This window comes from Paraburkholderia bengalensis (assembly GCF_037126505.1).
GTDB classification, from domain to species: Bacteria; Pseudomonadota; Gammaproteobacteria; order Burkholderiales; family Burkholderiaceae; genus Paraburkholderia; species Paraburkholderia bengalensis.
The window spans coordinates 39,527-55,563 of sequence record NZ_JACFYJ010000022.1 but is presented as its reverse complement, the minus strand read 5'-3'; the positions used below and the strand labels follow the sequence as shown (position 1 = coordinate 55,563).

Annotated in this window: 5 protein-coding genes; 3 read left to right on the top strand and 2 right to left on the bottom strand. The window is 64.6% G+C overall.

Translation table 11 applies throughout. The features are described 5' to 3' along the window. Positions 1-70: 70 nt before the first annotated feature. Complete coding sequence (locus tag H3V53_RS15640; protein ID WP_054926808.1) at positions 71-787, bottom strand: FCD domain-containing protein; 717 nt, start codon at positions 785-787, stop codon at positions 71-73. A gap of 1,833 nt (positions 788-2,620) precedes the next feature. Here H3V53_RS15640 and H3V53_RS15635 point away from each other — a divergent pair. Next, the gene (locus H3V53_RS15635; protein ID WP_336598710.1) at positions 2,621-3,355 is read left to right on the top strand and encodes a Crp/Fnr family transcriptional regulator; all 735 of its coding nucleotides are present in this window, start codon (positions 2,621-2,623) and stop codon (positions 3,353-3,355) included. Positions 3,356-3,598: 243 nt separating this feature from the next. On the opposite strand, the gene H3V53_RS15630 is transcribed toward H3V53_RS15635, so the two are convergent. After that, entirely contained in the window at positions 3,599-4,531 is a 933-nt protein-coding gene (locus H3V53_RS15630) for a glycosyltransferase family 2 protein (RefSeq protein WP_336598709.1), read from the bottom strand. A 369-nt stretch (positions 4,532-4,900) separates the two neighbouring features. On the opposite strand from H3V53_RS15630, the gene H3V53_RS15625 reads away from it, so the two are divergent. Next, positions 4,901-5,611, top strand: a complete 711-nt coding sequence (locus H3V53_RS15625) for a 4'-phosphopantetheinyl transferase family protein (RefSeq protein WP_336598708.1) — start codon at positions 4,901-4,903, stop codon at positions 5,609-5,611. Between the two features lie 448 nt (positions 5,612-6,059). Continuing rightward, a complete protein-coding gene (locus H3V53_RS15620) occupies positions 6,060-16,034 on the top strand; it encodes a non-ribosomal peptide synthetase/type I polyketide synthase (protein ID WP_336598707.1) in 9,975 nt (3,324 codons plus the stop codon). The last annotated feature ends 3 nt before the right edge of the window (positions 16,035-16,037 follow it).

Here is a 16,037-nt window from a genome sequence, read left to right as displayed (position 1 = left end):
TCCCGCGGCCCGTCGTGGTTCAGTTTGCAGACTCTGTTTGCAGACTGTTTCAAGCTGCTGCTGCAGCGCGCTAGCCTTCCGCCGGCGCGTCGGGCATATCGACGCTCAGCCGGCTCATGGAGAAATCGATCAGTGCGATGGCAGCCGCTTCCGCTTCTCTCGCGTCGTGCCGCTCGATCGCCTCGACGACGCGCGAATGCAGGCGCACGGTCTCGTCCCACGCTTCCTTCGGCAGATCGACGAGCGGCTTGAGCGCCGACAACGCGCCGCGAATGATGGCCGCCATCTGCTGGAAGAACTGGTTGCCGCTCGCAACCACGATGCGCGTATGCAGGACTTCATCCGCAGTCTGATGACCGGCCTCGCCGGGCGGACTATTGCGGAAAGCGTCGAACGCATCGCGGATCGCGGCGATGTCGGCAGCGTTGCCGCGCGTCGCGGCCTGCGCGGCGGCGCGCGGTTCGATCAGCACGCGAAATTCGATCACATCGCGCAGGAACGTCGGATCGGGCTTCGCGCGAAAGCGCCAGTTCACGACGTCCTCGTCGATCATGCGCCAGTCGTGCATCGGCCGGATGCGCGTGCCGATCTTCGGACGCACGTCGAGCATGTGCCGCGCGAGCAGCATCGACAGCGCCTCGCGCATCACTGTGCGGCTGACGTCGAACTCCTTCGACAATACGTCCTGCGGCGGCAGCACCGCGCCGTATTTCTCTTCGACGATCCCGGTCACGAGACCATCCATGACCTTGCTGACCAAGGATCGTTCTTTATTGGTTTGTTCCATCACACTTCTCCCCGATGCGGCGATTCCCGCCTGCGATGAATGTTGATCACGTGCCCTCAGTGTCAGGTTTTAATTGTGAACAGTACGTTGCGTCGCTTTACCAGGATGCGCCATGCGGGAAACCACTCGACAGGGTATTCCCTCCGATGAATTGTTTCTTTCATGTAACGCGACGTGAAGCGAAGTCGGAAAGACGACGCAACACGTCTGCACAATCGGGAAAAATTGCATCGAAAGTACTGCACGCATAGGCTCGTTCATCGCGGTGGTTACATTCGTTACGTTTGTTACCAATCGAATCAATTAGCAGTCCGCATGCTCGCCGCACAGCCAACCATTTGTTCGTTCGCTTTCACTCCCTCCTGCAGTTGCGCCCAACTGCCAGGACCAGCGCGCGCGTGCCGGCCGACACGACCGTTCGATAGCCCATTCAATCAGATCAGATACGCCCGCTCCGTACGCGTGCCCACACTGCGCGGCGTATGCGTACGCGCAAACGCTTCAAGTGCATTGCTGTTCCGCTCTTCGATAGCGTCTGGCGAACGTGGAAGCGTCGCCGCCCCACGTCGGTGACATGGCGGGCTTTCGGGACGCCTGAGGCCGACAGCGACTTCGGGCCTGCGCCTGGCCGTCGTTGATCGCGTCGACGCGAAGCGCTGAACGGCCTCGACGTGCATCTCATCAATGAGACACACCAGACGCTTGCCCTGCAGCTGGAGATCCGCCGCCCGCGCGGAGGCGCCGCCAATGTGACCCGGACGAGCTGCTCGCCGAGGATGTCCGCACGCAACGTGCAACGCCTCTTCGGCACCGATCCGCCCGGCCAGTTCTGAGACGTCACGGATCGCTTCCGCCCGCCGCGCACGACGTCACGATCTCGCCTTTAGGCAACGTAGCGCGCGGCGCCGTACGGTCCGATGCGTCCCCACCGCCCGCGCCCGCGCCCGCCGCCACGACGTCACGCTCTCGCCCCCTCATCGCGACGCCCCGAGCCACGTCCAACGGCTGGCAGCGGGCGCTCAAAGCGCTCTGCCTTGCGCGCTTGGTCCGTATCGCCGACGCGCATGCGCTCCCAGCGCGACGGGTTCCATCTCGCGTCCGCCAGCCCGCGATGATGCCGCTGATGCCATTGAGCGCCGTTGATACAAACCGGACACGCGACGGCGAAGTGCGCGCCATCAATACGACGCCGGCCGTCCACTTCCGCCAAACGTTTTCGTCCCGCGCCGCCCGCGCGACCGCCATTCGGCAGACCTGATGGATGCCGCGCGCCAACACTTGTGCTGCGGGGCGTCGGCATCTGTCCGACACAATCGCGCGCGCCGCGACGCGGCCGCAACAAAATCCCTTCTCCGTGCGACACCGCACAAAGGCGATGGAACACATATGAATCAAAACGCGTTCGCCCCGAAAACGGGCATTACGTGGGGTTTGACGCCTGAGCCGCATTTGGACGCAATCGGCTCGTTATAGACGATCATCTTCAAATCAACCACTTATCTCGTGGAACTTCATATCGTTTCTCGAATACGACGAAAAATTCCATTGTGCAGATTTGAAACAAAATCAGACGTTTTGCCGCATCCGGGCAACTCGGCTACGACGCTGCGCCGCACCAGTACTCGTTTTCCAGCCGATTGGCACAGTCCTCGCTAAATAGTCGGCGCAGTGATAGCCAGCGTGAGAGAACGTCGAGAAGCACGTTCACGACTGGTGTGACGGGGCCGGTCTGTACGCTATCCGCCGTGAGCCAGGCGGCAGGTATCGGGAAGCGCAGCGCCGGGTTAAAAAATAAGAGGCCGTGCAGTGCACAGCTTCATGCGAGGACCGATCATGCTTACGCTTCAATCCGATCTGCACGGCAACCATTTGCTCGGCGCATTGCCTTCTCATGAGTGGCAAGCCATTGCCCCCCATCTCGAACTCGTCCATCTGCGCACCGAACAGTTGCTGTGCGACTCGGGACAGCGCATCCACCACGTCTATTTCCCGACGACGGCCATCATTTCGATGCTGTCGACGATGGAAGACGGCGGCTCCGTCGAGATCGCCGCCGTGGGTCGCGAAGGCATGACGGGCGTACCGGTGCTGACGGGCGGCGAAACCATGCCGAACCGCGTGCAGGTGCAATGTTCGGGCTTCGCTTACCGGATGTCGGCGCAGGCGCTGCGCCAGCAATTCGCGCGCTCCGATTTCCTGCGCCGCCTGATGCTGCTCTACATGCACGCGCTGCTCACGCAGGTCGCACAAACGGCTGCCTGCAACCGGCATCATTCGTTGAACAAGCAACTATGCCGCTGGCTGCTGATCGAAGTCGACCGCGTCGCATCGGACGATCTCTCCGTCACGCAGCAGCTGATCGCCGACATGCTCGGCGTGCGCCGCGAAGGCATCACGGAAGCAGCGGGCAAGCTGCACAACGACGGCCTGATCCATCACAGCCGCGGCCACATCCGTGTACTCGATCGCAAGGGACTCGAAGCGCGCGCATGCGAATGCTACGGTCTCGTCAAACGCGAGTTCGACCGCCTGCTGCCGCGTCTGCGCGAGGCCGAGACGGCGAACTGAAGATGCAGCCAGGATCGCAGCGACCCGTGCGCGCGGTGCGGCCGTTCGTGCCCGCGCGCCCCGTCAGCGGCGACATTCACCCGCGCCTCATCTGAAGCGGTGCCAATGGGGATGCGATGCCCGGCGCACTGCCCCATCCCGGTCCAGTGACGAAGTTGCGAACACAACGAGCGCGCAGCGAAACTCGCCTCATGCAGCGGATTCACTGGACGGCAAACCGCGTTCGCAGCCCGTGGTTGCGAATCACGGCCGCGGCGTCTGAAGTGTCCGACTCACCTTCTTCATCAGATTGACGCCGCGCCTGCCTATCACCAGCCGCACAAACAGCAACATGCGCCCCTTGGTCGGAATGTCGATTTCCCTCAATATGATTCGTCCAACGATGTTCAATCTCACGTCGATATTCAATCGCTTGTAAAGCAGAACATTGAAGATGAAGGCGGATATATGCCCCTTCGACATGAGCTTGTTATATTTTTCGAGGAACACAAGGCTCGGCTCGGAATTCGGCGCATGCGACATTCTGCCGGCATTCCAGTTCGACGAATATTCCACCAGAGGGTCGTGTAAATAGATAAAGCTGCAGCCGGCCATTTGAGCTCTTACGGCGAAGTCCCAATCCTGATGCCGACGCAACGATCCATCAAAGCTGATCAATGGATAATGGTGACGCCACATCATGATCGACGAAGTCTGGATATAGCCATTCCTCAGCAGGATGAAATCGAGCATCGGTTGTCCCTCGTAGGGCGACCGGTTACCGGGAATGCGGTGCGCTCCATCCGTCAGCATCACGTTGCTGAACAGCACCTTGGCTTCATGCCCGGGCGGCTTCGGGCCGAGCGCCGCGAGGCAGCGTTCGAGCTTGTCGGGCAACCACCGGTCATCCGCATCCAGAAAAGCGATCACGTCGCCCGTGGCTGCCTCGATGCCCCGGTTTCGACACCACGCCGCGCCACGATTCACTGTTTCACGGATGAGACGCAATGCAATCTCGTTTCCGCAATGCGACGGCAGTTCGAACTGCAAACCCGATGCGTCATCGACGACAACGATTTCCCGCGGCGCCACCGTCTGGCAGGAGATCGAGTCAATCGCCTGCCAAAGCAGATCGAGGCTGTTGTAGTGTGGGATTATCACACTGACGTCATAGACACTGTCGCAACCAGGCTCCATCCCATACCTCAAATCCGAAAAGCTTCAGATAAAAGCAAGCAATTTTCTGTTTCTATCCAACTGGCCGCTTTAAGATCGGAATTACTTTTATTCGCATAACATAATAATCGTAAGCAAGATTACTATCGGCCACAGCACAGCAAGAACGGAGAGCGCAATACGCAGTGACGGATCGTAGTTCGCGCCATTCCCCGCTTCAGTGGGTTGCACAACAATTTGGTGTCAATTGCGGGCGGCGGCCGGTGATTACACCGACGCGCAGAACAGTGTTCGTTTCACCGCTGAGCGACCGCGCGACGTCGTGCACCATACGTCGTGGCGCAACCCGATACGGTTAGAATCAGGCAGCCCCGGCGCCTCTTGAACCTCATGTCCTCTTCTCTTCAAACTCGCCCCTCCGCGCACGAAGTGCACGTCTGGCAATGGAATCTCGACGCGCCAGGCGGCGATGCCGACCGGTACCGGGACATCCTGTCGACGCAAGAGCACGAGCGCGCCAGCAGATTCCGCTTCGAACGGCATCGCAATCGCTTCATGGCAGGACGCGGTGAACTGAGGCTGCTCCTCGGTCGCTATCTCGGCCTTTCACCACGTGATGTCGGCATCGGTTACGGTTCGGATGGCAAACCTTTTTGCACCACGCAACCGCAGGGATGGCAGCTCTGTTTCAATCTGAGCCATAGCGAGGCGGCAGCGGCGCTCGCCGTGTCGAACGGCTTCGACGTCGGTATCGATATCGAACTGGCGCGCCCAATCGGCGAAGGCGTGCCACTCGAAGTCTTCTCCAATCTGGAGCGCGCGCAATTCGCCGCATTGCCGGACGCCGAGCAACAACAGGTCTTTCTCGAAAGCTGGGCGCGCAAGGAAGCCTGTCTGAAAGCGCTCGGCACCGGCTTCATGCTTCCACCGACGCATTTCGAGTTCGATCTTTGCATTCGCGGCGATACGACACCGCGCTTCGTCGGCGGCGATGCGCAGGAAGCGGCGCGCTGGCAGGTCCGTGCGATCACTGCCAACGCGGCCTGTGCGTGCGTCGTGGCCGCCCGCCGCACGGGGTGGTCAATCGTCGTCATGAATTGACGACAGTGCCACATCTTTCTGCATAACTAACGAAATACACTGAAGCCGCCATCGACCCGGCCAGCGGCGCGCTGTCGCGACCGATTCCCGCTGCCAGTGCGTGATGGCCAAGCCCACGTGATCGCACGCGCTCTGCTGCGTCGCATGACGCGACCGGGCCTGCGCCCTTCCCGCCCATTCGGTTTTCGGCGCGTGCGCCCGACACGCCCGGCACTCGCGTGTTTCCGCGATGTGTTGTTGCAACGCACGTGTGTGCGTCGGCGTACGGATAGGGAACCCGCGGAAGATTAACTTTCCAATACCGCAAATTTAGCGTTTGAGACGCGGATCGGCGTGGACAGCCGCGTGCTGCTTGCCTTCCGTGACCGGCCGCCGTCACGCGCGCGCTGCGCGCCAATCACGATGCGTAGCCCCGCAAGCCTTCATTTACATTATTGGAGAGCGGCACATGTCACACAGAGATGGAATTGCTGGCAACTTGCCGAGCGGAACGGGTCACGCATCCGGCGTGGCTGCGCGCTTCGATGCCGTATCGGCGGAGTTTGGCCATCATCTTGCTGTGATCGATTCGACTGGCGAAGAAAGCTATGCCGCCCTCGCCGAACGTTCGGCGCGGGTCGCCACCGTTCTGCGCTCCATGGGACTGGAACCGGGCGAGCGCTGCGCCATCATGGTGCCGCGCAGCCGGGATACACTGGCCCTGATCCTCGCGATCCTGCGTGTGGGCGCTGTCTATGTGCCGCTGGACCCTGCCTACCCGCGCGCGCAACTCGATTTCATCGTTGCCGATTGCGCGCCGAAGCTGATCGTCGCGCAAAGCGCTGCACTCGGCAGCGTCGGCGCCCTGAACGGCACGCTGGTCGATCTGGCCGGGATCATGGCGTCGTCACAGCAAGCCGATCCCGCAACGCTGCAAAGCTGTGGCCGCGACGACCCGGCCTACATCATGTACACCTCGGGCTCGACGGGCAAACCGAAGGGCGTGATCGTGCCGCACCGCGCGATCCTGCGGCTCGTCCATGGCCAGACGTTCACGGAGCTCACGCCGCAGACGCGCTTTCTCAACCTCGCGCCGCTCGCCTTCGATGCGAGCACGCTCGAAATCTGGGGCCCGCTGCTCAACGGTGGCTGCGCCGCGATCATCAGCGAGGTGCAGCCTTCGCTCGACACCATTGCCGCCGAGATTGCGCGACTCGGTGTCACGAGCGCCTGGTTCACGGCCGGCCTCTTCAACGCGCTCGCCGACTATCGGCTGGAAGCGTTCGCGCCGCTCAAGGAAGTGCTGACGGGCGGGGATGTGCTGTCGCCCGTGCACGTGCGCAAGGTCATGGAGGCGCATGCCGCGCTGCAGGTCATCAATGGTTATGGTCCGACGGAGAACACGACCTTCAGCTGCTGCTACCGCATTCCGCGCGACGCCGCGGCGCTCGCCAACGGCGATGCAATTCCCATCGGCGACGCCATTGCGGGCACGCGCGTCCATATCGTCGATGACAAGCTGTCTCCCGTTGCCGAAGGCGAAGTCGGCGAGCTGGTGGTGGGCGGCGACGGCGTGGCGCTCGGCTATCTCAATCGTCCCGAACTGACGGCGGAGAAGTTCGTCGACGACGTCTTCTCGACGGGCGCGAAACTCTACCGCACAGGCGACCTGGTGCGCCGCCGTCCGGACGGCGCGATCGATTTCCTCGGCCGCAACGACCGGCAGATCAAGATCGCCGGCAAGCGCATCGAACTCGATGAAATCGAACACGCGCTGCGCGCGGCGCCCGGTGTCGCGGATGCCGCCGTTGCGGCCTTCGACGGCCGCACGGGCAAAGCGATTGCCGCCTTCGCGAAAGCCGATAGCGCGGCCGCCGGCGCCCTCGCGAACCAGATACGCACGTATCTCAAGTCCGCGCTGCCCGCCTACATGCTGCCGACGGAACTGCACATCCTGCCCACTTTCCCGCTGACGCCGAACGGCAAGACCGATCGCAAGGCCCTGCTTGCGGGACTCGACACGCCCGCTACGGCAACCGCGGCAGACCCAGCGGTCGAAGCGATGGACGACGATATCGCGGGCAAGCTGGCCGCCGTATTCGAAGGACTGCTCGGGCACGCCGCCGACCGGCGCGCGAACTTCTTCGACCTCGGACTGCGCTCGCTGGATCTGATGCGAGCGCACGCGATCATCATGCGCGAGGTGTCGGCCAAGGTCGCGCTGGTGGATCTGTTTCGCCATCCCAACGTCGAGGCGCTCGCCACGCATCTGCGGGAAAGCCTCGCGACGGCGCACACCGGTCTCGCCCGTCGCCGCCGCGACGCGGATAGCGGGGCCATCGCCGTCATCGGCATGTCCGGGCGCTTTCCGGGGGCGCGCAACGTCGCCGGACTGTGGGCCAACCTTGTCGCGGGCCGCGACTGCATCACGCATTTCGACGTTGAGGAACTCGAAGACAGTTTCGACGACAGCGCCCGGCGCGACGCGAACTATGTGAAAGCCCGGCCGATCCTCACCGACGTCGACCGCTTCGATGCCGGCTTCTTCGGCATGCTGGCGCGCGAAGCGGCGCTGACCGACCCGCAACAGCGCCTGTTCCTCGAGATCGCGTGGGAAGCATTCGAAGACGCGGGCTATGATCCCGCGACAATCACGGGTGCCGTCGGCGTGTTTGCGGGCACGTCGTTGAACACGTACTTCCTCAAGCACGTGCTGACCGATCGCGGTGTGATCGATGAATTCACGAGCCAGTTTCAGATCGGCGAGTATCAGAAGCTGGTTGGCGCGGGCGACTTCGTCTCCACGCGCACTGCGTACAAGCTCGGCCTCACGGGGCCCGCCATTTCGGTGCAGACGGCCTGCTCGACCTCGCTCACCGCCATCAGCCTCGCCGTGGAGAACCTCCGATCGGGCCGCTGCGACATGGCGCTCGCGGGCGGCGTATCGATCACCTTCCCGCAAAAGCGCGGCTATTTTTACGAGGAAGGCGGGATGGGCGCCGCCGACGGCGTGTGCCGTCCGTTCGATGCCGACGCCAAAGGCACCGTGTTCGGCAGCGGCGCGGGCGTGGTCCTGCTCAAGCGACTCGAAGACGCCATCGCGGACGGCGACCCCATCTACGCCGTGGTGCGCGGTGTCGGCATCAACAACGATGGCGCCGACAAAGTCGGCTTCACGGCGCCGAGCGTCGACCGGCAGGCAGGCGCCATCGCCATCGCGCACGCGGAAGCCGGTATCGATCCCGCGTCCATCGGCTACGTCGAAGCGCACGGCACGGCAACACCGCTTGGCGATCCGATCGAATTCGCCGGTCTCGTGCAGGCATTCCGCCTCGGCGGCGTCGAAGGCGGCCAGTTCTGCGCGCTCGGCTCGGCCAAGGCCAATGTCGGACACCTCGACGCCGCGGCGGGCGTGACGGGTTTCATCGCGGCGTCGCTCGCGCTGCGCAACCGCACCTTGCCGCCGCTCACGCATTTCCGCGCGCCGAACCCCGCTATCGACGTGACCAACAGCCCGTTCTACTTCAACGCGACGGCACGCCCGTGGGCGCAGGGCGCGACGCCGCGGCGCGCGGGCGTGAGCTCGTTCGGTGTCGGCGGGACCAACGTCCACGTGGTGCTGGAGGAAGCGCCCGCGCAATGCAGCGTAGGCGAGCCGGATGAAAAGCTGCAGATCCTGCCGCTCTCGGCGAGAAGCGCGGGTGCGCTCGAACGCGCGAAGGCCAACCTCGCGCAACATCTGGGCGCGAACCCGGGCGTATCGCTCGCCGATGTGGCCGCGACGCTGCAAACGGGACGCCGCGCCTTCGCTCATCGCGCCGTCGTGATCGCCGACAGTCTCGAACAGGCCCAGGCCAAACTGCAAAAAGGCGCGATCGAAGCACAGGCGCCACAAGCCGCGCCGCCCGTCGTCTTCATGTTCCCCGGCCAGGGTTCGCAGTATCCGGGTATGGCCGAAGCGCTCTATCGCACCGAGCCCGTCTATCGTCAGTGGATCGACAAGGGTGCTGAAGTGCTGGCGCCGCATGTCGGGCTGGACATCCGCACACTGATGTTCAGCGCCGCTGCGCAAGGCGACGACGCCCCGCATCCGATCCGTTCGACGCTCTACGCGCAGCCCGCGCTGTTCCTCGTCGAATACGCGCTCGCGCAACTGTGGATATCGCGCGGCATCAAGCCGGCGGCGATGATCGGCCACAGTGTGGGCGAGCTGGTCGCCGCCTGCGTGGCCGAGGCGATTTCGTTCGACGACGCGCTGTATCTGATCGCCCGGCGCGGCGCCTTGATGCAGTCGGCCGAACCGGGCGCGATGCTGGTCGTGCGCCTGTCCGAGACCGAGCTCAAGGCCACGCTGCCCGCCGACGTGGATCTCGCCGCCATCAACGCGCCGACGCTCAGCGTCGTGGCCGGCCCCTTCGCAGCCATCGAGGCGTTCGAGGCCACACTGAAGGCGCGCGACATCGAACACAGGCGTCTGCATACGTCGCATGCGTTCCACTCGCGCATGATGTCCGGCGTCGTCGAAGACCTTGCCGCGGTCGCGGACACGCTTTCGTTCGCGCCGCCGAAGATTCCGTATGTATCGTCGGTGACGGGGAAATGGGCGTCGATGGATCAAGCCGTATCGGGACGCTACTGGGCCGGACACTGCCGCGACGTCGTGCGTTTCAGCGACGCGCTGGCCACGGTGACGGAGCAGGACAAGCCGCTGCTGCTGGAAATCGGTCCCGGCCGCACGCTGACGACCTTCGCGATGCAGGGCTTGCCGAAGGAGCGTTATCTGGCCGCGCTTGCGTGCCTGCCCGATTTCGCCGTGCGCGAGCGCGAGCTTCAGGTATTGGCCGAAGCGACCAGCCGCCTGTGGCTGAACGGCGTCACGCCGGACTGGACAACTGTGCAGTCTGCCGGCGCCCGCCGCGTATCGCTGCCGACCTACCCGTTCGAACCGGAACGCCACTGGATCGAAGCACCCACACCCGCAACCGCTGCTACACGCACCCCGGCGACGGCCGCCCCCGTCATTGCCGCGCCCGCTACACCCGATGCCATAACCACGACTACTCAGACCACCATGGACCAAACCGTACTGATCGATCGCAAACCGCGTCTTGTCGCCGAACTGGCATCGCTTCTTGCCGAAATGTCGGGCGAAGCGCCCGACATCTCCGATCCGGACGTGACCTTCTGGGATCTCGGTTACGACTCGCTGTTCATGGGGCAGGTCTCCCGCCAGCTGCGCCGCCGCTATGACGTCACGATCAGCTTCCGGCAGATCATGAGCGACTATCCGACGCTGCCCGCGCTCGCGCAGTTCCTCGATAGCACGTTGCCGCCCGACCCGGCACAGCCCGCCGCGCCGGCAGCCGCCGAAGCCGCACCTGTCGCCGCACCCGTCGCCGTCGCGGCACCCACCGCGGCCGTTGCATCTGCACCCGCAGCCGTGGCCGCAGCGCCTGTGACGGCCGCGCCGTTCGTGCCGGGCGCAGCCACGGGCGACATCCAGTCGGTGATCCGCGATCAGATCGCGGCGATGCAGTCGCTGATGGCACGTCAGCTCGACGTGCTGCAAGGCGCGCCCGTGGCCGCTGCGCAGCCCGCAAGCGCCGTTCAGGCCGCCGCCGTGCCCGCGCAACTCGCTGCGCCAATCGCGGCGCAAACCGCCGCCCAAACCGGCGCAGGAGCGCCCGTCGCGATGGCCGCCGCCCAGACAGCTGCCGCAACCGCACCCGCACGCGCCGCCGGCCCTGAAATCAAGTTCGAGGAAAACCGTCCGACGCGCTTTACCGCGTACAAGCCCGGCGCGAGCAAATCGGCGGAGATGACGGATGCGCAAAAGGCATTCATCCACGATCTGACCACGCGCTATTCGGCCAAGACACCCAAGTCCAAGGCTCGTACGCAATCCTATCGATCCGTGCTCGCCGATCCGCGCACGGCAAGCGGCTTTCGCGAGGAATGGAAAGAGCTGGTCTATCCGATCGTCGCGCAGCGCTCGAAGGGCTCGAAGATCTGGGATGTCGACGGCAACGAATATATCGATATCGTCAACGGCTACGGCCAGACCGCGTTCGGCCACACGCCCGATTTCGTGGTCGATGCCGTCAACGCGCAGATGGCCGAGGGTTTCGCCATCGGACCGCAGTCGCCGCTCGCGGGTGAAGTCGCGCAGATGTTCGCCGACATGACGGGCCATCAGCGCGTGACGTTCTGCAACACCGGCTCGGAAGCCGTGATGGCCGCGATGCGACTCGCGCGTACGGTGACGGGCAAGGACAAGATCGTCTGCTTCGACGGCGACTATCACGGCCAGTTCGACGAAGTGCTCGTCAAGCCGGGCAGCGAAGCGGGCGTGCCGCGCGCGTTCCCGCTCGCCCCCGGCATCCCGCAGACGTCCGTGGGCAACATGGTCGTGCTGCCCTACGCGAGAACGGAAAGCCTCGAGTGGATCAAGGCTAACATCGACGATATCGCCGGGGTGCTGTTCGAGCCCGTGCAATCGCGTCACCCCAACCTGCGTCCGAAGGAATTCGTGCAGCAGCTGCGCGAAATCACGGCTGCCAATGAATCCGCGCTGATCTTCGACGAGGTCGTGACGGGCTTTCGCGTCAACCCCGCCGGCATGCAAGGCTACTGGGGCATCCAGGGCGACATGGCGACCTACGGCAAGGTGGTCGGCGGCGGCTTGCCCGTCGGCGTGCTGGCGGGCAGCGCGCAGTACATGGATGCGCTCGACGGCGGCCAATGGCAATTCGGCGACGCGTCGGTGCCCGAAGTCCCGCCCACCTTCTTCGCCGGCACGTTCGTCCGCCACCCCGTGGTGCTCGCCGCGATGAAAGCCGTGCTGCTGCATCTGAAGGCAGCGGGCCCGTCGCTGCAGGAAAACCTCGCGGCCCGGATGGACGGCCTCGTGCAGCGGATCAACGCACATCTGGAGAAAGTCGGCATCGCAACGCGGGCAGAATCGTTCTCGAGCTGGTTCTATGTCAGCTTCGCGGGCGAAGACCGGCTGGGCAGCCTGTTCTATCCCTACATGCGCTACCTCGGCGTGCACATCATGGAAGGCTTCCCGTGCTTCCTGACGACAAGCCATTCGGACGAAGACATCCGCAAGATCGGCGACGCCTTCATCGCAAGTATCGATGCGCTGCAACGCGTCGGCATTCTCGGTGACGCGCCGCAGGCCGCGCCCGCGCAACTCACGCAGGCTCCCCTGACCGAGCCGCAGAAAGAAATCTGGATGTCGGCGCAACTGGGCAACGAAGCCTCGCTGGCCTTTAACGAGTCGTTCACGCTGGAACTCAATGGCAACTTGAACGAAGCCGCTTTCGAGCGCGCCTTCGCGGCGACGATGGCCCGCCACGACGCGTTGCGCGCGCACTTCTCGCGCGTCGGCGACACGATGTTCGTGGACCCCGCGACGACCGTCCCGCTGGAGCACATCGACCTGTCGGGCCACGCCGATCCCGCTGCGGAACTCGCGACGATCGTCGACGCCGAAGCGCACGAGGTGTTCGATCTCACCCGCGCGCCGCTGGTGCGCGCCGCGCTCGTGCGGCTCGAAGCGCAGAAGTGGGCGTTCGTGTTCACGGCTCACCACATCATCTGCGACGGGTGGTCGATCAACATCGTGCTGCGCGATCTGGAAGCGCTCTACTCGGCCGAAGTCTCGGGCAAGGCAGCCGAACCCGACGACGTGCAGAGCTTCCTCGCCTTCGCCACGGCGCAGCATCAGGCGGGCGTCGATGCCGACACGCGCGAGTTCTGGATGAACCTTCATCGCAACCCGGCGCCGCAACTCGATCTGCCCGGCGATCGTCCGCGCCCGGAACTCAAGAGTTTCAACGGTGCGTCGACGACGCGTCATGTCGGGGCCGATCTGCTCAAGCAGGTGAAAACCGCTGCGTCGAAACAGGGCTGTTCGCTGTTCGCTGCGCTGTTCGGCGCCGCGCAAGTGCTGTTCGGCCGGCTGTCGGGCAATGACGATGTCGTGATCGCCGCGCCGATGGCAGGGCAAACGCAAGCAGGCGAAGCGCTGCTCGCCGGTCACTGCGTGAACTTCCTGCCGTTGCGCGTCAAATTCGATCGCAACCAGCCGTTCGCGGCGCACATGAAGGCCGTGCGCGACCATCTGTACGACGCGGGCGACCGGCAGAACTACACCTACGGCGCACTGGTGCGCGATCTCGGCATCAAGCGCGATTTCAACCGGCTGCCGCTGACCGACCTGCAGTTCAATCTGGAGAAGGTCGACGCGCAACTCGACATGGGCGGCGTGACCACGCGCTTCACGCCGAACGCGAAGGCATACAGCAACTTCGATCTGTTCCTGAACGTGATCGAATCCGCGCAAGGCCTGCGCATGGACTGCGACTTCAACACCGACGTCTATGACGAAGCGACCATCCAGCGCTGGCTCGGCCACTACGAAACCTTGCTGGCGGCGATCGCGCGCGATGCCGACACGACGATCGCGGCGCTGCCGTTGCTGAGCGACGCCGAGATTCATCATCTTCGCGATGAGCTGAACGATTCCCAGCGTCCCTACGACCTCACGCAGACGGCTTCGGCGATGATCGCCGCGCAGACGCGCCGCACGCCCGACGCGACGGCCGTGTCGGACGAATCGGTGAGCCTCACGTATGACGGACTCGATGCCCGCGCGAACAAGATCGCCCGCCGGCTGGTGGCGGCGGGCATCGCACCGAACGGACGCGTTGCCATCGCGATGGACCGCACGGCGATGACGGTGGCCGCGATGATCGCCGTGTGGCGCGCCGGTTGCGCCTACGTGCCGCTTGACATGACGATGCCGGCCGCGCGCCTGCGTCAGATTCTCGACGGCGCCGGCATCGCCGCGATCCTCACCGACAGCAAGAGCCGCAGCGTGCTCGATGCAGGCGCACATCGCGTCCTGGCACTGGAGGCGCTTCTCGCGCAAAGCGACGACGATGCCGTGACGCTGCCCGCCGTGTCCGCAGAAGATTCGGCCTACGTCATCTTCACGTCGGGCTCGACGGGCGAGCCCAAGGGCGTCGATATCCCGCATCGCGCGCTGAGCAACTTCCTGCTGTCGATGGCGCAAGCCCCGGGCTTCACGGCCCAGGACCGCATCGTCGCAGTGACGACCTTCTCGTTCGATATCTCCGGCCTCGAACTGTTCCTGCCGCTGATCGTCGGCGCACAGACGTTCATTGCGGGCCACGAAGAAGTGCGCACCGGCTTCGAGCTGGTGACGCGGCTCAAGGAGCAGGCAGCCACCGCCCTGCAGGCCACGCCGTCGCTCTGGCGCATGCTGCTCGAGGCAGGCTTCGAAGCGCCCGCGGGCTTCAAGATCCTGTGCGGCGGCGAAGGCTTGCCGCGTGATCTCGCCGACGATCTGCTGGCGACGGGTGCGCAGGTGTGGAACCTCTACGGTCCGACTGAAACGACCATCTGGTCGTCCGCCTCGCGCGTCGCGGCGAACGGGCCTGTCGTGATCGGCGCGCCGCTTGCGAACACGCAGCTTCATGTGCTGACAGAGGATCTGCAACTGGCGCCGCAAGGTGTCAGCGGCGAACTGTGGATTGGCGGCGATGGCCTCGCCAAGGGTTATTTCAACCGTGCCGATCTGACGGATGCCGCGTTCAAAATGGTTGCCATCGCAGGCGCCGCGCCGCGCCGTCTGTACCGCACGGGCGATCTCGCGAAGCGCCTTGCCGACGGCTCGCTCCAGCATCTTGGCCGTCGCGACCAGCAGATCAAGCTGCGGGGCTTCCGCATCGAGATCGAGGATATCGAGGCTGCGTTGCGCAAGGCGCCGGGCGTGGCCGCCGCCGCCGTCGCGTTGCACACCGTCAGCGGCAATGCGCGCCTCGTGGGCTACATCGTCGAGGCGGATGCGGGCAACGCCGATTTGGGCGCCGTCGCGGCGCACGTCGCGGCTCAATTGCCCACCTATATGGTGCCGACGCTGTGGATGACGCTCGACGCCCTGCCGCAGACCGCCAACGGCAAGCTCGACCGCAAGGCGCTGCCCGTGCCCACGGCCGACATGGTGGCCACGCCCGCGCGTCAGCCTGCGCTGAAGGTGGTGCCGCCCGCTCCGGCGCCCGTCGAACCGGCGGCAGCCGAAGCTGCACCGGCCGCACCGGCCGAACCAGCCGCCATGACGCCGACCCAGGCCACCATCGCGGCCGTCTGGGCAGACGTGCTCGGCCTCCCACAGGTGGACATCGACCAGAAGTTCTTCAGCCTCGGCGCAGACAGCCTGCAGCTGTTCCGCATCGTCGCGCGCATGAACGAGCGCGGGCTGGGCGTCGATGCGCGCCAGCTGATGAGAAACGTCACGATCGCCGAACTGGCCGCGAGCCTCGACGGCACGCCAGGAGAAGAACCGATGGCCGCCCCCGCTGTGGCCCGTCCGTCGATTCTCAATTTCAAACGCAGGGCTGCGCAGGGAGTCTGAGCG